We start from the raw sequence: 17,486 nt of genomic DNA, 5'->3' as shown, positions 1-17,486 counted from the left end.
GCGCGCGCCCCGCGGCCTCTACCCCCACCCCCCCGCGGACCCCCCCGCCCGGCCGCTCTTTTCTGCGATGACGGCCTTGATGGGGCCTCACCACAGATAAAGGCAGTTACGGGGCATGAGACGCATCCGAACGGAAAGGCACGATAGGACGGCCTGACTCATTCCACTAACGGAACTTTTCGGTCCGATGCTCGGCATGCCCCGGCACCTGGACGTTCATCACCCACCGCGCCCGCGTGCTGATCGCGATCGCTCGCGCCCCAGAGGCACGGATCCGCGACATCGCTGTCACGCTGGGCATCACTGGATATGTACGTAAGTTGCCGAGGCGTTTGTTGCTGGGGCGGGGAAGGCGGCTTCGTGTGGTGAGGGGTGATGTCGCCGAGTTTTGACGGCAGTGGGGTTCTCGCGGTGGGAGAGTCGGTGTGCTTCTCTCGTTTGGGGGCCCATGCGCATATCGGCGACCAAGGTCGAGCTGTATATGGCGATTCGCAACGTTTGCCCTGTCCGCTACCGGCACCTCGAGGCGATGCCCCCGGTCGACATGTCCGCGCGTTCGGGGCACGGCCAGCACGGCCAGCACGGCCAACGCGACTCCGAGCCGTCGTTCCGTCGCGAGGGAGCGGCCAACGTGTCAGGACAAATCATGTCAAGCCGTAACTCGCGTGGGCCGGTATCGCAGGGCGACCGCCCCCGACCGGAACTCACGGCGGTCCACGGGCTCGAGCTGGATACGCTCGCGCAGACCGGCGAGCAACGTCGGCCCGTGTCCGGCAAGGACCGGCTGCACAAGGAACTCGTACTCGTCGATCAGTCCCAGATCCGCCAACGCCAGGGGGAGCGTCACGCCACCCACCCACAGGCCCTCGCCTGACTCCTGCTTGAGCCGCTGAACCGCTTGCCCGAAGTCGCCTCGCACCAGCTCGGCATTCCAATCGACCGCGCTCAGCGTGCTCGACACGACGTACTTCTTCGCCCGGTCGATGGTCTCGGCGAACGGGATCTGCCACTCATCCATCCAGTCAGGCCACGTGTCCGTGGCCGGCTTCCGCCACGCCGACTCCATCATCTCGTAGGTCACCCGGCCGAACAGCAGGGCATCGGCTCGCTCCATCTCAGCGGTCCAGTAACGCATCGACTCCTCGTCCGGGGGGAGCCCTGCCTCGTGATGGCAGCAGCCGTCGAGCGTGACGTTGATCGAGTATCGAAGTGGTCTCATCTCGTTGCTCTCCCTTGGTGCGCGCAGCGCGTTTTCACCGGACGTCTACTTAGACGACTGTCGGCGCCATTTCTCATCGGCGCCCGATCCCACCTGCTCAACACCGTCGTGATGCGAACCAGACCGCAGACCGAGCGCGCGACCGATTCGGGCGCTCGGGGCGTTCAGGTTCGCAACGGGTCTCGAAACGCCCTGCGAGACCTACTGCCCCTCCACGACATTCCCGCCAAACAGCCACCGCCCGGCCACCCAGACAGCCCGGAGTGACGTCAAAACTCACCGACATTGATCAAGGAATCGGCCCCCAGCCGCCTCCCGAAGTCAGCGACAAACGCCTCCCGAAGAACCCAACACAGCCAGCATCACCGAAGGCAGGGTTCAGGCCATCGTGACCGACCTGCGGCAGGCGGGCTTTCTCACGCGTGAGCGCGTTGGTCGGCGCAACCGCTATGAACTTCATCTCGACCAGCATTTTCACGAGGCCGGGTTGCCCGTCGAAGTGTTCCAGCACCCACGCCGCGCCCGAACCCAGCACCCAGGCCAGCCCTGTCCTACCGGCTGGCCCACACCAAAACTCAGCACAACGGCAAATCCTGCCCCCCTTACCTCGCCCATCGAGGCGAGGGCGTCGCCCGCCCCGCCCCGCCGTCGCGCCCGGCCAGCGGGCGATGCCCTCGCGGGGCAAGGGTTCGGGGGCGGCAGCCCCCGAGACCACAGACATTCCGTCTCATCACGGCGGATACAGTTCTGGTGATCTGATGCGTCTGAAGATCGTCCCGTTATCCCTCATCCCTGCTAGAGGGCGTGTTGCGGAGTTGGGTCGGCGACGGCAAGATCAGGACATGACCGAGTACTCGTGGCCGGATGACGGCGCTGAGATCGGGAGAAGGGCTCAGGCAGCCTGGTCCGCTACGTGTCGAGCCTTGCCTATCGGGACTCAGGTGACCGGGACGGTTACCAGTCGGCAGCCCTTCGGCGTGTTTCTTCGCATCGATGGCACGCCCGAGGCGATCGGCCTTGCTGAGAGCATCGCCATGCCTCCAGATTTTGAGCTCCCTCGCCTGGGCGCCTTCGTGACCGGCGAGGTCATCTCGCATACCGAGCACAACCATCAGGTGCGGACCAGGCTCACCGAACAGACAGAGAGCTGACACAGTCCCACTGGCCTGATACATCCCATCAGGGTGGGACCATGTCAAGCCGTCGCCTTTTCACCCAGTGATCAACAAATGGGTCCAGGTCAAGCTGTCAAATGGGGCCACCTGAAGCCGTCCTAACCACACGGCGCCGTCGAGCATGGCCGCGATGTCACCACAGTCAGGCTCCAACGCCCTGTCTCGCTCATCGGCACGGTGATCCCGCTGATCGGCGGTGCGGTTCCGGGCATTCGCCGCCCGGTCCCGTGCGTCGGCATCGTCTTCATACTCGGTCAGCTTCAGCGCCGAGTCGCGGACCAGGCGCACGCGCTCCTTAAGGGCGCGGTCCCGCGGACGGTGCTGTTGCTCGTCCTGCTCGGCCACCGTTCCTCATGTCGGTGTCTGCGTCCACTCTGCCCAGGTGCGCACGGCGCCGCCTGCCGTACGGCCCGATCACACCGCCCGCCGCGTCGAGACAACGCCGCCCACGCATCCCCGGCTGCCTTTCCCGAGCGGGAAACGGGTCCCGGCGCCGCCGCCGGCTGAGGTCGCGGGACGCCCGGGCGGCTTGACAGCCGCGGCACAAGGTTGCATGGTTACCTACACAGGTAGCTAACCAGTTGGGCGGCTAAGCCGACGATGGACGACGACCGACCGATCTTCCTTCAGATCGCCGAGCTGATCGAGAACTCGATCATCGACGGGTCGCTGGTGGAGGAGGCCCAGGTCCCGTCCACCAACGAGCTTGCCGCCTTTCACCGGATCAACCCGGCCACCGCGGCCAAGGGCGTCAACCAGCTCGTGTCGGAGGGAACGCTCTACAAGCGACGCGGCATCGGCATGTTCGTCGCCGGTGGCGCCCGGGCCAGGCTGCGCGAGCGGCGACGGGAACGGTTCACCGAACAGTACGTGGAACCCCTGCTCGCCGAGGCCCGCAAGCTCGGCATCGGCCACGACGAGCTGACGAAGATGATCGATTCATTCGGTGCGGTTGTCGGGAGGGACCTGGGATGACGGCGGTGGTAACCGCACACGGGGTGACCAAGCGCTTCAGTGACGTCACGGCGCTCGACGACGTGAGCTTCGCGCTGGCCGAGCACACGATCTACGGCCTGCTCGGGCGCAACGGGGCGGGCAAGACCACCCTGATGCAGATCCTCACCGGGCAGGCGTTCGCGTCGTCGGGGAAGGTGTCGGTCTTCGACGCGCCACCGGTGGAGAACCCGGCCGTCCTGTCGAAGGTCTGTTTCGTCCGGGAGAGCCAGCGCTACCCCCACGTCTACACCGTGCGCCACGTCTTTCGCACCGCACGCCGGCTGTTTGCGAACTGGGACGACACGTTCGCGCACGGCCTCGCCGCGGACTTCCAGCTACCGGCCGGGCGGCTGGTCCGCGGGCTCTCGCGGGGCATGCTGTCGGCCCTCGGCGTGACCGTCGGGCTGGCCGCGCGGGCGCCCCTGACGTTCTTCGACGAGCCGTACCTCGGGCTCGACCCGGCCGCCCGGCAGCTTTTCTACGACCACCTGCTCGCCGACTACGCCAGGCATCCCCGCACCGTGGTGCTGTCCACCCACCTCATCGACGAGGTGAGCGATCTGGTCGAGCGGGTGCTGCTCATCGACCGTGGCCGGCTGCTGCTCGATGAGGACGCCGACGACCTGCGCGGGCGGGCGGTGGTGGCCACCGGACGGGCGGAGGCCGTGAACGAGTTCGCCGCCGGACGCACCGAGTTGCACCGCGAGCGGTTGAGCGGCCTGGTCCGGTCGACCATCCTCGGTGGGCTCGGACCGCACGCGAAGGCGCTCGCGCAGGCGATGGACGTCGAGCTGGAGCCGCTGTCGTTGCAGCAACTCGTGGTCCGCCTGACCGTACCGCCGACGACAACGGCGTCGGCGGACCGGGAGGCCGCCCGATGAACCGCATCCGTCAGGTGGTCCGTCTCCAGATGCCTGCCTGGCCGCAGATCCTGGGCTGGACGTGGAGCATGACGGCCGTCGCGTTCGGCATCAACCTGTTGAGCGTCATGGCGAACCACGACCCGGGCGACGGCGTGACGACCACCGGCGGCCTGGTCAGCCTGTGCGGCGTCGCGATCGCGATGGCCACCGTCTCGGTCACCCAGATCTTCCCGTACGCGCTGGGCATGAGCGTGACCCGCCGGGAGTTCTACCTGGCCTGGTCGCTGCTCGCGGTCGTCCAGTCGGTGGTCTACGCGCTGGTGCTCTGCCTGCTGCGCGCCGTGGAACAGGCCACCGGCCACTGGGGGGTGGGGATGCGCTTCTTCGGCCTGCCGTTCATGGATGACGCCAACCCGGTGCTGCTCCTGCTCGGGTACGCGGTACCCATGCTGGTCGTGACCCACCTCGGGATCCTGCTCGGCGCGTTGCACCTGCGCTGGGGCACCACCGGCGTCCTCGCCAGCCTCACCCTGATGTTCACAGCGCTCGGGCTGGCCGCCGCGCTGATCACGTGGACCCGGCAATGGCACGCGATCGGCCGCTGGTTGCTCGACCAGTCCCCCACGGCGCTGCTCGCCGGCTGGCCGCTCCTGGTGGCCGCCGCGTTCGCGGTCGGCGGATACAGGCTCATCCGCCGTGCCACGGCGTAGGCGCGGCGGGCACTCGGCCGCTCCGGACACCGGACACGCGAACGCCGACATCCGCCGTGATGGACCGCCAGATTGTCAACCCTGTCCGCCCGCGTCCCTGGGAGAGATGCAATGACGAGCAACAACACGCCCCCGCCCGCTGCAGGTCCCGGGATCTGGGCGAATCTCGGGATCTGGATCGCATTCGGCGCTGCCTTCGGCGTCCTCGTCGGCGTCGTCGTCGGGGGTTTTTTCGACAACGTCACCTACGGTGCCGGGCTGGGTTCGTCCTTGGGTCCGGCTCTGGGTGTGGCCGCCTGGGCCGTCTTCGTCGCGCCGCGAAGGAATGCCCGCCGCGACTCCTGAGAGCAATCGTCAATACCTGTGGATCAAGATCTTTTAAGCGGCTGCGGATGAGACTCGGTCGTCGGGTCGTTCGACGAGCTTGCCGTTGAAGAAAGTCGCCCCGGTGCGGACCAGCGCGACCAGATGAGGGGCGTTGACCGCGCGCCAGCGGGCCTGGGCCGACTCGATCAGCTTGAACGCCATGGCCAGCCCGGCGGCGCGTGAGCCGGGCCCCTTGGTGACCTTGGTACGGTGCCGGACGGTGGCGAAGGTCGACTCGATGGGGTTGGTCGTGCGCAGGTGCACCCAGTGCTCGGCCGGGAAGTCATAGAAGGCCAGCAGCTCCTCGATGTCGTCGACCACCTTGGCCACGGCCTTGGGATACTTGGCGCCGTAGGCGGCCTGGAAGCCCTTGACCGCGGCCTGGGCATGGTCTTTGTCCTCGGCGTTCCAGATCTCGGCCAGGGCCTTCTTCGCTGCGGGGTGGGCGGACTTCGGCAGCGCCCCCAAAACATTCGCGATCTTGTGAAACCAACACCTCTGCTCTCTGGCCTGCGGAAACACCTCCCGCAGCGCGGACCAGAACCCCAGCGCACCGTCCCCCATCGCCAGCACCGGCGCCCGCATCCCGCGCCTTTTGGCATCGCGCAGCAGATCGGCCCACGACTCAGCCGACTCCCGATAGCCGTCGCTCAGCGCGACGCGTTCCTTGCGGCCGTCGGCGCGCACCCCGACCATCACCAGCAGGCACAGCTTGTGCTCCTCCAGCCGGATGTTGACGTGGATGCCGTCGACCCACAGGTAGACGTAGTCGGCGCCGGACAGGTCGCGGGCGGCGAAGGCACGCTGCTCGCCCTTCCAGGTCTCGGTCAGCTTCGTGATCACCGGCGCGGACAGGCCCGCGGTCGAGCCGAGGAATTGGCCCAGCGCGGGGATGAAATCGCCCGAGGACAGGCCGTGCAGGTACAACAGCGGCAGCACCTCGCTGACCTGCGGGGTCTTGCGCGCCCAGGCCGGCAGGATCGCCGAGGAGAACCGCTGACGCTCACCCGTCTGCTCGTCGATGCGCTTGTCGTTGACGCGCGGGGCCGTGACCTCGATTGCGCCGGCCGCGGTGAGGATCTCGCGCGGCTGATGGGAGCCGTTACGGACCACCAGGCGGCGACCGGCCGCATCGCGCTCGTCGGCGAAGGCGGCGATGTAGGCGTCCACCTCGGCCTGCAACGCGGCGGCCAGCATCTTACGGGCGCCCTCACGGACGATCTGGTCGATCAACGAGGACGAGGCGGCCGTCGATGAGCTGTCGTCAGCGGGCGGTTCGGGCACTACGGTGAGCGGCACGGGTGTGCCTTCCCGACCGACGCGCCAACGTCGGCCTTATCTCGAAACCATCATCGGATGATCCGGGAAGGTACACCCCTCCCCGGCAGATCCACAGGTTTCGATCATTGCTCTCGGTCGGCAGTGAACGTGGGAACCGTCCGCGCATCAGTCCCGCTCCCGGGCGCATCCGGCGTCTTGGGGCGCGATAGGCGCGTTGCCCGCCCAAGAGCGCGGACGGGGCGGAGCCGCCGTAGTACTCCGCGGCCGGGAAAGCCGGTCACCTGGGGAAGGGCGGCAGCGTGTCAGACAAGGAGCACACTGCAATGGTCGAAGACGCCCCGGTGAACACCGGGGCCGAGAGGGACGGAAACTCCTCGTGGAGGTCCGGCGTCTCGGTACGAAGGATGCAGGTCAACTTGCACCAGTGGGCGCGAGCCGACAACTTGCGCCAATTCGATGATCTGTACAACCTGGTCTGTGATCCGGCGTTCCTGTCCGAGGCGTGGCGACGCGTCTCGACGAACTCCGGTGCGCAGACGGCCGGGATCGACGGGCTGACCGTGGCCGCGATCGAGGCCCGGCTGGGAGTGCAGCCGTTCCTGATGCAGCTCAGGGACGAGTTGAAGGCCCGTACCTATCGTCCGTCGCCGGTGCGGCGGACGCAGATCCCCAAAGCCAACGGGAAGCTGCGTGACCTGGGCATCCCGACGGTGAAGGATCGTGTCGTGCAGGCCGTGCTCAAGGCGGTGCTGGAACCCATCTTCGAGGCCGACTTTCTGCCGGTCTCCTACGGGTTTCGGCCCAACCGGCGCGCCCAGGACGCCATCGAGGAGATCGTCTACCTGGCCCGGCGTGGCTATCACGTCGTGCTGGAGGCCGACATCGAGGCGTGCTTCGATCAGATCGATCACACCGCGTTGCTGGAGCAGATCCGATCCAGGATCTCCGACAAGCGCGTCCTGGCGCTGGTGAAGGCGTTCCTCAAGGCCGGGGTGATGCACCACGGCCTGTTCAAAGACAGTCTCACCGGCGCTCCCCAGGGCGGGATCTTGTCCCCGCTGCCGGCCAACATCGCCCTGACGGCACTGGATGAGCACTTCCACACCCAGTGGCTCACCCTGATGGGCACCGGCTACCAGCGCACCAAGCGCAGACGCGTCGGGCAGGGTAACTGGCGGCTGATCCGTTACTGCGACGACTTCGTCGTCATGGTGTCCGGGACAGCCGATCAGGCCGAGATGCTGCGAGAGCAGATCACGGCAGTCCTGGCCCGACTCGGTCTGCGCCTGGCAACGGACAAGACCCGTGTGGTCCACGTTGACGACGGGTTCGACTTCCTCGGCCAGCACATCCGCCGCCAGCGGAGACGCGGCACGGCCAAGCTCGTCGTCTACACCAAGCCGTCCGCGAAAGCCGTTAAGGCGATCAAGGACCGGATCTCGGAACGGACCTACAGACACACCCTCAACCAGAGTCTGGGCACGCTCCTGGCGAGCTTGAACCGGATGCTGGCCGGGTGGGCGAACTACTTCCGCCACGGCGTGTCCAAGAAGACCTTCGCCGCGATCGACCACCACGCGTGGCAGCGAATCGCGCGATGGCTCCTTCGCAAGCACCGGATTCTTCGCAGTCAGCTGCGAAGATTCTGTGACCAGGGGTGGAGGTTCGCTGAAGGATCGGTGGCCTTCCGCGGCGCGTCCAGTGTCGCGATCGTCCGCTACCGATACCGCGGAGCGGCCATTTCCACTCCGTGGACCATCGAACCGGCGGCGACAAGCTGACCACCGGGCAAGACACGTGGAGAGCCCGTTGCGTTGAAAGGCGCACGGCGGGTTCGGGACGGCGGCTCGGGGAAACGGACCGGTGGCGACACCGACACCGCGCCCCGAGCCGACCGCACAAGGCCACCTGGCGCCCCGTCTCTGACCGCGACCTTGACCGGGGCGTAAGTTTTCTGTTTTCCCTATGTACGGCGGCCCCCGGGCGATGCACGATCAACATCCGGCACACCCCCCCGGCAAAGGTAGGCCCCTTGTCCAAACGCCATGCCCTCCGCATCGCCCTCGTCATCGCCGCGGTCCTCGGCTGGACCGTGGTCCCCGCCGGTACAGCGACCTCCGACTCCGTCGCGCCGCCCGGCTCCATGTCGGGGCTGGGCGACTCGATCACCCGCGGGTTCAACGCCTGCGGCTGGTTCGCCGACTGCACCAGCCGGTCGTGGTCGACGGGGTCGAGCACCTCGGTCGACAGCCACCGCAACCGGATCAGGACGCAGAACCCCGACCTCACCGCCTACAACGACGCCCGGTCGGGCGCGAAGATCGCCGACCTCGCCGGGCAGGCGAGGACCGCGGCCTCCCGGGGGGTCGACTACGTGACGATCCTGATGGGCGCCAACGACGCGTGCGCCTCCTCGGAGTCGTCGATGACCTCGGTCGCCGACTTCGAGAGCCGCTTCCGGGCGGCGATGCAGGAGCTGGCGGCCGGGATCCCGCAGGCGTCGGTGTTCGTCGCCAGCATCCCCGACATCAAGCGCCTGTGGGCCGTCGGCAAGGACAGCTCCTCGGCGCGCACGGCCTGGGCCGCCTTCGGCATCTGCCAGTCGATGCTGGCCGCTCCCCGTTCGACCTCTGCCGAGGACGAGGCGCGCCGTGACCGGGTCAGGCAGCGGGTCGTCGACTTCAACGGCGTGCTCGCCCGGATCTGCGCGGAGTACGGCACGTGCAGGTACGACGGCGGCGCCGTCTTCTCCTACCCCTTCACGCTCGGGCAGCTCAGCACCTGGGACTACTTCCATCCCAGCACCAGCGGGCAGCGGGCCCTCGCCGAGGTGACCTACCAGGTCCTCCAGGCCGCCCCGGTGGCGGTGCCCGACGCGTGAGCCGTCATGAGGTACGGGCGGGGCGGTCCGGCTCCCCGGGCCCCCGGCCCGTTTCAGCAGGGCGCGGACCTGCTCGGCCTCCGGGACGCCGAGCTCCCGGTAGAGGCTGAGGGCCAGCCGCCCGTGCTCCCCGGCCTGCCCCGAGCGCCCGAGCGCGAGGTGGGCGCGTGCCAGCCCGTCGTGGGCACGCGCCCGCTCCGGCCGGTTGCGCGTCCGGCCGGTGAGCGCGAGCGCGGCCGTGTGCTCCTCGACCGCCCGGGCGGGGTCGTCGGCCGCCTCGGCCAGCCCGTTGAGCGCGGCCGCCTCGTCGGCGGTGTTGCCGAGCTCGCCCTGACGCCGCAGGACGACGCCGAGTTGGTCGAGGGTCATCGACTCCCCCGCCGGGTTGCCGACCTTGCGGTGCAGCACCAGTGCCAGGTCGAGGTAGCGCCGGGCCTCCTGCGGACGGCCGGCCCGGTCGAGGACGAGGGCGAGGATGCCGAGCACGTGGGCCTCGCCCCAGGTGTCGGCGCCGATCCGGGTGAGGTCGAGTGCCTGCTTGAGGTACGGCTCGGCCCGCTCGTCCCGCCGCCGCAGGGCCACGTTGCCCAGCGTGAGCAGCGCCAGGGCCCGTTCGCCGGCCTCCTCGCACACCTCGAGAGCCTGGTGGGCGTGCTCCTCCGCTCGCTCGTACTCGCCGAGCCGCCAGTGGGTCCACGCCAGGTCGGCGAGGGCGCGCGCCTGGACCGCGCGGTCGCCGAGCTTGCGGCTGCGCTGGAGCGTCAGGGAGTGCAGGGTGAGCGCGTCGTCGTGGTGTGCCTGCCGGTCGAGGAAGGGGCGCATCGTCAGGGCCAGGAGGCCGAGGCAGATCTCGGGGCCGTGGACGGCGGTCGCGATGATGTTGGAGCGTTCGGTGTCGAGCCAGGCGAGCGCCTGCGCGGCGTCGCGGACGGGCGCGACCGGGGTGGCCGGCTGGGGGACGCCCTCGCGCTGGCCGACGCTGTCGGGGAAGAGCCGGTCCATCGCCGCGCGGGAGCGGTGCAGGTAGTAGGCGAGCAGCCGCATGACGGCGCCGTCGTCCTCGGCGATCGAGCGGGCGTGCTCGCGCAGCAGGTCGTGGAAGGTGTAGCGGCCCGGTTCGAGCTGCAGGAGCATGTGGGCATCGAGAAGTCCTTCGAGAAGCTCCTCCGCCTCCTCCTCCGAGATCCCGGCCAGCGCGGCCGCGCCGCACGGGTCGATGTCGCGGCCGGGCACCAGCCCGAGCAGGCGGAACATGCGCTGCTCGGCCTCGTGGAGCTGCTCGTAGGACAGGGCGAAGGCCGCCGACACCCCGTCCAGGAGCCGGCGATGCTCCCGCAGCCGGCCCGCCAGGTAGGACACGGTCCAGCGCGGACGGTGCTGCAGGCGGGCGGCCGAGATGCGGATGGCGAGCGGCAGGTGCCCGCACAACCGCAACACCTCGCGTACGGCGCCGGGCTCGCGGCGGGCGCGCTCTCCCACGATCCGCTCGAACAGCCCGGCGGCGTCCTCCTCCCCCAGCACGTCGACCGAGAGGGCGTGGGCGCCGTCCAGGTCGACGAGCCGCCGCCTGCTGGTGACCAGGACGAGGGTGTCGGAGCGCCCCGGCAGCAAAGGACGCACGTGCTCGGCGTCGAAGGCGTTGTCCAGCACGGCGAGCACGCGGCGGTCGGCCAGCTCGGCACGCCACAGGGCGCTCCGCTCGGCCGATGTGACCGGGATGCGGTCGGCGGGCACCCCGAGCCGGCGCAGGAGTGCCTCCAACGCGGCGGCGGGGTCGACCGGCTCGCGGTCCGCGGTATGGGCCAGCAGGTCGATGAAGAGCCGTCCGTCCGGATGGCGGGCGGCGAGCCGGTGGGCCGCGTGGACGGCGAGGGCGGTCTTGCCGATCCCGGCCATGCCGTCGATCGTGACGACCGCCGGGCCGCGGTACTCGCCCGCGAGCCGCTCCAGCTCGGCGGCCCGGCCGGAGAAGTCGGGGATGTCGTAGGGCAGGAAGGTGGAGCGCCGCGGCGGGGCCGGCGGGCACCGGCTCCACGCCGTCGGAGCGCAGGGCCGGATCGTCGGCCAGGACCGCCCGTTCCAGCTCGGTGAAGGCGCGCCTGGGGTCGAGGCCCTGCTCGTCGGCGAGGGCCCTGCGGTAGGAACGCGCCGCCGCCAGGGCGTCGGCCTGGCATCCCGCCCGGTGCAGGGCCAGGACGAGGTGGCCGGCGAGCCTCTCGCGCAGCGGGTCGGCGCTCACCTGGGCGGCGAGCTCGTCGAGCAGCTCGCCGTGCCGCCCGGCGGCGAGCTCGGCCTCCACCAGGCGCTCGTACGCCGACAGCCGCCGGTCCCGCCACAGCTCCCGGACGCCGTCGACGTAGTGGGCGTGCACGTCCTCCAGCGCCTCGCCGCTCCACAGGTCCAGGGCTTTTCGCAGCTCACCGGCGGCCACCAGCTCGGTGAACTCCCGCGCGTCGAGCTGCCCGGCCTCGGGCTGCGCGACGTAGCCGCCAGCCCGCGTCTCGAGGAGCCGTTCGGCGCCCGCGCCGCGCAGCGCCTTGCGGATCGCGGTGATCGAGGCACGGCAACCCGGCCACCGGCAACAAGGTCACGATCACCTTCCCGCCGGTCCACGGGTGCTGCCTGTCGCCGAGCTTCCCGAGCGGCCCCTGGTCGCCGACCATCAAGATCGCCGAGGTGCAGGCGTTCTCCGCGGCCGGCAAGAACGCGGCCCTCGGCCGGCCGGTCCGGGGAAGCGCGCAGCCGGGGTACGGCACGGCGAACACGGTTGGCGGTAACCCCTCCACCTACTGGGAGAGCACCAACAACGCCTTCCCGCAGTCCCTGACCGTCGACCTCGGCGCGACCTGCCGGATCTACCAGGTGGAGATGGCGATACCGCCGTCGTGGGGTGCCCGCACCCAGACGCTGTCCGTCGAGGGCAGCACGGACGGCGTCACCTACAGGCCGATCGTCGGCTCGCGGGCGTACGCCTTCAACCCGGCCTCCGGGAACGCCGTGTCGACGAGCTTCAACATGGTCGCCGTACGGTACGTCCGGCTGGTGTTCACCGCCAACACCGCGTGGGCTGCCGGCCAGCTCTCGGAGCTACGGGTCCTCGCCTCCTGACCCTCCTGATCCACTGTCGTTCTCGCCGGGTGCCCTCCATGTCGTGGGAGGCACCCGGCCTCGTTTCATGCGGAATATGGCGGATCTCCTTGAGCCCTGCATACTGAATATGCATACTTAGTATCTATGTCGATCAGGCACGGGCTGCTCGCCCTGCTCAGCAGGGGGCCTCGGCACGGCTATCAGCTGCGGGTGGAGTTCGAGGGGTCGACCGGGGCGACCTGGCCGCTCAACATCGGCCAGGTCTACACGACGCTGTCCCGCCTGGAGCGCGACGGGCTGGTCGAGCCGGGCGAGTCGGACGAGCAGGGCCGGGTCGTCTACACGATCACCGCGGCCGGCCTGGCGGAGATGGCGCGATGGTTCGGCACCCCGGTCGTCCAGTCCGACCGGCCGCGGGACGAGCTGGTCATCAAGCTGGCCATGGCCGTCGCGGCGAAGGAGGTGGACGTCGCCGAGGTCATCCGCAGGCAGCGGACCGCGACCATGCGCGCCCTCCAGCAGCTGACCAAGGCCAAACGAGCGGCCACGGAGCGAACCGCCACCGAAGGCGCGGCCCAGCGGCTCGTGCTCGATTCCATGATCTTCCAGGCCGAGGCCGAGCAACGGTGGCTGGACCACTGCGAGGCCGTTCTCAAGGAGGAAAGATGACGGTCGTACGATTGGCCGAGGTGACCAGGGTCCACGGCGAGGGAGCGACGGCCGTCCACGCCCTGAGGGGCGTGAGTCTCGAGGTCGGCGCGGGAGAGCTGGTCGCGGTCATGGGCCCGTCCGGGTCGGGCAAGTCGACCCTGCTCAACCTCGCGGGCGGGCTCGACCGGCCCACGTCGGGGACGGCGCACCTCGGAGAGCAGGACCTGGCCGCCGTACGCGACCTGGCGGCACTGCGCCGCCGCGGGGTCGGCTACGTCTTCCAGGACCTCAACCTGATCACCTCGCTGACGGCGGCGGAGAACGTGATGCTGCCGCGCGAGCTCGACGGCGTGCGGTCACGCCTCGCCAGGCAGGAGGCCGTGGCCGTGCTGGCGGAGATCGACGTGGCACACCTGGCCGACCGCTTCCCCGACGAGCTGTCCGGTGGCCAGCGCCAGCGGGTCGCGATCGCCCGCGCCCTGGTGGGCGAGCGGCGCCTGCTGCTCGCCGACGAACCGACCGGCGCGCTCGACACGCGCGCCGGCGACGAGATCCTGCAGATACTGCGCGCCCGCTGTGACGCGGGTGCGGCGGTCCTGCTCGTCACCCACGAGCCGCGCTACGCCGCCTGGGCCGACCGGGTGGTGTTCCTCCGCGACGGGACGATCGCCGATTCCACGGACGTGTCACTGGAGAGCGCCCGGTGAGCGCCGTCCGCGTCGCGCTGCGCGTCGCCCGACGGAGCGCGTGGCGTTCCCGGGGACGCAGCGCGCTCATCATGGTGATGATCGGCCTGCCCGTCCTGGTGATCACAGCGCTCCTCACCCTCGCCGAGACGATGCAGGTCACGCCGCGGGAAGGACTGGTGGCCACGCTCGGCACCGCCGACGTCCACCTCTCGCAGGCACCCGAGGGTACGGTGCTCCAGCAGGACCCGACCGGAGGGAACTGGAGCACGGGCGACGACGGGGCGACCGCGCCCAGGCCCGGCGCCGCCGAGGTGGCGGCACTGCTCGGACCGGGCACCCGGCTGCTCCCCTTCAACACCGGCATGCTCCGGCTGGGCACCGAGCCGGTCGACGCGCTGGAGACCGACCTGCGCGACCCCCTCACCAGGGGGATGCTGACGCTGAGCGAGGGCAGGCTCCCCTCCGCCCGCGAGGTCGCGGTGACCCCCGCGCTCGGCCTGCGGCCCGGCGACCTCCTGCGGCCGTCCGGCGCGGCGCCGCTGACGGTGGTGGGCGTGGTCGAGCACCCGCACCAGCCCTCGCTCCGCAAGGTCGTGGGCCCGGACCTCCCCCTGGCGCCGGACGAGTTGTGGTCCCCGCGCGAGTACGGCGACGGCTGGCTCGCCGACACCGCGAAGCCGGTGTCCTGGACCGACGTGCCCGCGCTGAACGCGGCCGGCCTGTTCGTCACCTCCCGCACCATGATCACGGACTCGTCGTGGTCCCCGGTTCGCGACCCGGCCGCGACGGTCCAGTACACGGTCGGGATCGGCGCCATGGTGATCATGGTGGTGCTGGTGACCGTCCTGCTGGCCGGGCCCGCCTTCGCGGTCGGGCTCCGCAGACGGCGCAGGGAACTGGCCGAGATCGCCGCGCAGGGCGGCTCGGCCGGGCAGCTGCGCACGATCGTGCTGGCCGACGGGCTGGTCCTCGGCGCCCCGGCCACCCTCGTCGCGACGGCGCTGGGCATCGCGGCCGGGGTGCTGGGCGCCCCGGTCCTGGCACGCTGGGGCGGGCAGGCCGGCCCGCCGGGAGTGCCGTGGCCGCCGGTCCTGTGCGTCGCCGCGTTGGGCCTGCTCACCGGGCTCGTGGCGGCGCTGGTGCCCGCCGTACAGGCCGCCCGGCAGAACACCGCGACCGTGCTGGCCGGGCGCGCGCCCACGGCACCCGATCGGCGGGGCTGGCCCCTGCTCGGAGCCACGCTGGTACTGGCCGGACTGGGCGCGACCGTGGTGGCGCGGCGCCAGCCGGGCTCGGTGTGGGTGCTCTCCTCCGCGGTGCTGGTCCTGCTCGGGCTGGTGGCGCTGACGCCGTGGCTGGTCCGCCAGACGGGACGGCCGGCCGCGCGGCTGCGGCTCCCGCTGCGGGTGGCCGTCCGCGACGCGGTCCGCCACCGGTCCCGGACGGCGAGCGCCGTGGCGGCCGTCATGGCGGTCACCGCCACGGTCGTAGCGGTGGGCATCGGCACCCACAGCGAGTACATGGACCGGCGCAACGCCTACACCTCGGCACGCCCGGCCGGCATGCTGGCGATCTGGGCCGGCACCATCAACGACGCGACCTGGAAAAAACTCCGCGCCGAGGCGGCCCGCCAACTGCCCGGCGTGCCGCTGGCCACCGGCTACCAGGCGAGGAACGCCGACAACCGCCGCTACGCCCTGCGGTACACGGTGCGCTGGAACGGGATACGCACGCGTCGCACGGCGGCCATCGGCGACCAGGCCCTGCTCAGGCTCCTGCAGGGGCGCCACGACCCGCGGGCGGCCGCGGCGCTGGCGAGCGGCAAGGCCGTGGTGTTCGACGCCGCCGCGCTGCGGAACGGCAGGCTGGCCCTGCGGGCGAGCTCCACCTCCGGCCCCCCGCGCAGGCTGGAGGTGCCCGCCGTACTGGCCACCCCCGCCGACGAGCACCAGGGCGGCGCCCTGCTGCCGCGTGCCCTGGTCGAACAGGCCGGTTTCTCGACGACCGAGAGCCAGCTCTACGCCATGCACCGCCTGCCGGCCGGTTCAAGGCTGTGGCGTGACCTCCACAAGGTGACCCCCCGCGTCACGGTCGCCTCCGAGGAGGGCTACCGCAACACCCCCGACCCCGGGCTGTGGGGCTGGCTCGTCGGCGCCCTCGTCCTCGTCGTCGGCGGCACGCTGGCCGCCACCCGCCTGGCCGCCGCCGACACCCGGCCGGAGCGGGCGACGATGGCGGCCATCGGCGCCCCGCCCGGGACCTTGCGGATGGTCGTGGCCGGCCAGGCCCTCTACATCTCCGGGCTCGGCGCGCTGGTGGGACTGGTCGCGGGGGCGGTGACGGGCGTGGCGCTGAGCCGGCCGATGACGACGCACGGCGCCGGCGATCCCGCCACGATCGCCGTGCCGTGGCCGTTCGTGGTCGCCGTGGTGGTGGGGCTGCCCGTCCTGGCGACCGCGGCGGCGCTGATCACCCGGACCCGGCCGCCCCTCGCCCGCCGTCCCCTGTGACCTTCGTCAGGCCCAGGGGTCGAAGGGGATGCCGCCGGGCTTGGAGCGCGAGAGGAGGTCCCCGAACCTGCCGTCATTGATCTTGATGGTCGCGGAGCCGAAGTTCGCGTTCATCAGCCTGTCGCGCAGCCAAGTACTGGGCCAGCCGTTCCAGTCCACCAGCGGCGGGTAGCGCCAGTTGTGGTAGTGGTTCTCCGGCGGCTCGTCGTTGCCGTTGGCGAGCCGGAAGAAGTGTGTGGACGCCCCGTCCTTGTGGTAGACGACCTTGGGGTGCGACCCGTCGAAGCGCACCTGCGAGCGCGGGTAGGTCACGACGCCGCTGTGCTGCGTGGTCGAGACGTACTCCACCTGGTTGGAGGCCTGGTTCACCCAGGAGATGACGTGCTCCCAGTCGTGACGGTGGCCACCGAGGCTGATGCCGGCCAGCGCCTGGTCCTTCTCGAAGTAGCTGGCGTACACGACGGCGCACCAGCCGTTGTTGCACTTGGCGCGGGCGTAGGTCTGGGAATTGTCCAGGTCCGACTGGTCACGGCAGTTGCCGTTGACCGCGCCGGTCGGGTTCAGCCCCGGAGCGAGGGTCCCGTCCGGCCCGATGCCGGGGGTGGCGTAGCAGCCGTCACCGTCGTAGTCGTAGGCCGGGGAGAACGACGACTCGTACCCTCCGGCCGACTGGGGCAGGTTGCGGGGCGGATCGGCGTAGGCCGCCGACGCGGGGAGGACGATCCCCAGAACGGTGACACCGAGCACGATCCCGAACCGGGAACGCCCGCGCGCGGGGGACGCGGGAAGGGATGGGCTCCTCTCCGGCCCGGTCGCTGACTTCGATGCCCTCGGGGTGGACGTGAACGACCACGGCTTTCGCATTCTTCCGCTTTCTCGAAGGACTGCTCCATGACCTGACGACGCGTCGGCGTGGTGCTCGTCGGCGGCGTTCTCCGCACCGATGTGAGCGCGCCTCGCACCTGCACGGCACCACGAAACCGGTGCTTGATCAAGGTCTCCGCGGCAGATGGCGCCGACATGTATCGGCGACGGTCAGGAGGTGAACCACGAAC

General features: G+C 70.4%; 16 protein-coding genes and 2 pseudogenes. 11 read left to right on the top strand and 7 right to left on the bottom strand.

What is annotated here, in order from left to right:
* Positions 1-649 precede the first annotated feature (649 nt).
* Together AB0F88_RS42925 and AB0F88_RS42920 are read right to left on the bottom strand one after the other, a co-directional pair.
* On the bottom strand, positions 650-1,219 hold the full coding sequence (locus tag AB0F88_RS42925) for a dihydrofolate reductase family protein (RefSeq protein ID WP_030925166.1): 570 nt from the start codon (positions 1,217-1,219) through the stop codon (positions 650-652).
* Positions 1,220-1,508: 289 nt separating this feature from the next.
* A complete protein-coding gene (locus AB0F88_RS42920) occupies positions 1,509-1,754 on the bottom strand; it encodes a hypothetical protein (RefSeq protein WP_362697939.1) in 246 nt (81 codons plus the stop codon).
* 307 nt (positions 1,755-2,061) lie between these two features.
* On the opposite strand from AB0F88_RS42920, the gene AB0F88_RS42915 reads away from it, so the two are divergent.
* Positions 2,062-2,370: a hypothetical protein gene (locus AB0F88_RS42915; protein WP_362697936.1), complete on the top strand. Its 309-nt coding sequence runs from the start codon at positions 2,062-2,064 to the stop codon at positions 2,368-2,370.
* A gap of 60 nt (positions 2,371-2,430) precedes the next feature.
* Here AB0F88_RS42915 and AB0F88_RS42910 read toward each other — a convergent pair whose 3' ends face one another.
* Positions 2,431-2,739: a hypothetical protein gene (locus AB0F88_RS42910; RefSeq protein ID WP_362697934.1), complete on the bottom strand. Its 309-nt coding sequence runs from the start codon at positions 2,737-2,739 to the stop codon at positions 2,431-2,433.
* Between the two features lie 255 nt (positions 2,740-2,994).
* Here AB0F88_RS42910 and AB0F88_RS42905 point away from each other — a divergent pair, with 255 nt between their 5' ends.
* The 4 genes from AB0F88_RS42905 (at position 2,995) to AB0F88_RS42890 (ending at position 5,308) form a co-directional block, all read left to right on the top strand.
* Complete coding sequence (locus AB0F88_RS42905; RefSeq protein ID WP_362697931.1) at positions 2,995-3,369, top strand: GntR family transcriptional regulator; 375 nt, start codon at positions 2,995-2,997, stop codon at positions 3,367-3,369.
* Complete coding sequence (locus tag AB0F88_RS42900) at positions 3,366-4,271, top strand: ABC transporter ATP-binding protein (RefSeq protein WP_362697928.1); 906 nt, start codon at positions 3,366-3,368, stop codon at positions 4,269-4,271. The genes AB0F88_RS42905 and AB0F88_RS42900 overlap by 4 nt, the downstream gene beginning before the upstream one ends.
* Positions 4,268-4,963, top strand: coding sequence for a hypothetical protein (locus tag AB0F88_RS42895; RefSeq protein WP_362697925.1), 696 nt, complete (start codon positions 4,268-4,270; stop codon positions 4,961-4,963). The genes AB0F88_RS42900 and AB0F88_RS42895 overlap by 4 nt, the downstream gene beginning before the upstream one ends.
* A gap of 111 nt (positions 4,964-5,074) precedes the next feature.
* Complete coding sequence (locus AB0F88_RS42890) at positions 5,075-5,308, top strand: hypothetical protein (RefSeq protein WP_362697923.1); 234 nt, start codon at positions 5,075-5,077, stop codon at positions 5,306-5,308.
* Between the two features lie 33 nt (positions 5,309-5,341).
* On the opposite strand, the gene AB0F88_RS42885 is transcribed toward AB0F88_RS42890, so the two are convergent.
* Positions 5,342-6,613 (bottom strand): IS256 family transposase, encoded by a 1,272-nt coding sequence (locus AB0F88_RS42885; protein ID WP_362698021.1) that lies wholly within the window; start codon positions 6,611-6,613, stop codon positions 5,342-5,344.
* A 401-nt stretch (positions 6,614-7,014) separates the two neighbouring features.
* On the opposite strand from AB0F88_RS42885, the gene ltrA reads away from it, so the two are divergent.
* Both ltrA and AB0F88_RS42875 read left to right on the top strand, forming a co-directional pair.
* Positions 7,015-8,391, top strand: coding sequence for a group II intron reverse transcriptase/maturase (gene ltrA / locus AB0F88_RS42880; protein ID WP_362697920.1), 1,377 nt, complete (start codon positions 7,015-7,017; stop codon positions 8,389-8,391).
* Positions 8,392-8,753: 362 nt separating this feature from the next.
* Positions 8,754-9,491 (top strand): SGNH/GDSL hydrolase family protein, encoded by a 738-nt coding sequence (locus tag AB0F88_RS42875; protein WP_362698018.1) that lies wholly within the window; start codon positions 8,754-8,756, stop codon positions 9,489-9,491.
* A gap of 621 nt (positions 9,492-10,112) precedes the next feature.
* Here AB0F88_RS42875 and AB0F88_RS42870 read toward each other — a convergent pair.
* Together AB0F88_RS42870 and AB0F88_RS42865 are read right to left on the bottom strand one after the other, a co-directional pair.
* Positions 10,113-11,441 (bottom strand): annotated as a pseudogene (locus tag AB0F88_RS42870) (NB-ARC domain-containing protein); the annotation flags it as partial.
* 127 nt (positions 11,442-11,568) lie between these two features.
* A pseudogene (locus AB0F88_RS42865) lies at positions 11,569-11,922 on the bottom strand (AfsR/SARP family transcriptional regulator); the annotation flags it as partial.
* Between the two features lie 245 nt (positions 11,923-12,167).
* Between AB0F88_RS42865 and AB0F88_RS42860 the strand changes: the two are divergent.
* From AB0F88_RS42860 to AB0F88_RS42845, 4 genes are all read left to right on the top strand, one after another.
* Positions 12,168-12,599 carry a discoidin domain-containing protein gene (locus AB0F88_RS42860; protein ID WP_362697917.1) on the top strand — a complete coding sequence of 144 codons (432 nt, stop codon included), beginning with the start codon at positions 12,168-12,170 and terminating at the stop codon, positions 12,597-12,599.
* A gap of 126 nt (positions 12,600-12,725) precedes the next feature.
* Positions 12,726-13,250 (top strand): PadR family transcriptional regulator, encoded by a 525-nt coding sequence (locus tag AB0F88_RS42855; RefSeq protein ID WP_362697914.1) that lies wholly within the window; start codon positions 12,726-12,728, stop codon positions 13,248-13,250.
* Positions 13,247-13,939, top strand: coding sequence for an ABC transporter ATP-binding protein (locus AB0F88_RS42850; RefSeq protein WP_362697911.1), 693 nt, complete (start codon positions 13,247-13,249; stop codon positions 13,937-13,939). The genes AB0F88_RS42855 and AB0F88_RS42850 overlap by 4 nt, the downstream gene beginning before the upstream one ends.
* Positions 13,936-16,431, top strand: coding sequence for an FtsX-like permease family protein (locus tag AB0F88_RS42845; RefSeq protein WP_362697908.1), 2,496 nt, complete (start codon positions 13,936-13,938; stop codon positions 16,429-16,431). Before AB0F88_RS42850 ends, AB0F88_RS42845 begins: the two co-directional genes overlap by 4 nt.
* A 6-nt stretch (positions 16,432-16,437) precedes the next feature.
* Here AB0F88_RS42845 and AB0F88_RS42840 read toward each other — a convergent pair whose 3' ends face one another.
* Positions 16,438-17,178 (bottom strand): NPP1 family protein, encoded by a 741-nt coding sequence (locus AB0F88_RS42840; protein ID WP_362697906.1) that lies wholly within the window; start codon positions 17,176-17,178, stop codon positions 16,438-16,440.
* Positions 17,179-17,486 lie beyond the last annotated feature (308 nt).

The organism is Streptosporangium sp. NPDC023963 (genome assembly GCF_040639135.1).
Taxonomy (GTDB): domain Bacteria; phylum Actinomycetota; class Actinomycetes; order Streptosporangiales; family Streptosporangiaceae; genus Streptosporangium.
The sequence above is the reverse complement of the archived record's forward strand: the minus strand, read 5'-3'. Positions and strand labels throughout refer to the sequence as shown.

Coding starts and splice junctions, on each gene's coding strand:
- AB0F88_RS42915 (WP_362697936.1), top strand. CDS start 2,062: ATGACCGAGTACTCGTGGCCGGATGACGGCGCTGAGATCGGGAGAAGG.
- ltrA (WP_362697920.1), top strand. CDS start 7,015: ATGCAGGTCAACTTGCACCAGTGGGCGCGAGCCGACAACTTGCGCCAA.
- AB0F88_RS42895 (WP_362697925.1), top strand. CDS start 4,268: ATGAACCGCATCCGTCAGGTGGTCCGTCTCCAGATGCCTGCCTGGCCG.
- AB0F88_RS42850 (WP_362697911.1), top strand. CDS start 13,247: ATGACGGTCGTACGATTGGCCGAGGTGACCAGGGTCCACGGCGAGGGA.
- AB0F88_RS42925 (WP_030925166.1), bottom strand. CDS start 1,219: ATGAGACCACTTCGATACTCGATCAACGTCACGCTCGACGGCTGCTGC.
- AB0F88_RS42905 (WP_362697931.1), top strand. CDS start 2,995: ATGGACGACGACCGACCGATCTTCCTTCAGATCGCCGAGCTGATCGAG.
- AB0F88_RS42900 (WP_362697928.1), top strand. CDS start 3,366: ATGACGGCGGTGGTAACCGCACACGGGGTGACCAAGCGCTTCAGTGAC.
- AB0F88_RS42855 (WP_362697914.1), top strand. CDS start 12,726: ATGTCGATCAGGCACGGGCTGCTCGCCCTGCTCAGCAGGGGGCCTCGG.
- AB0F88_RS42875 (WP_362698018.1), top strand. CDS start 8,754: ATGTCGGGGCTGGGCGACTCGATCACCCGCGGGTTCAACGCCTGCGGC.
- AB0F88_RS42890 (WP_362697923.1), top strand. CDS start 5,075: ATGACGAGCAACAACACGCCCCCGCCCGCTGCAGGTCCCGGGATCTGG.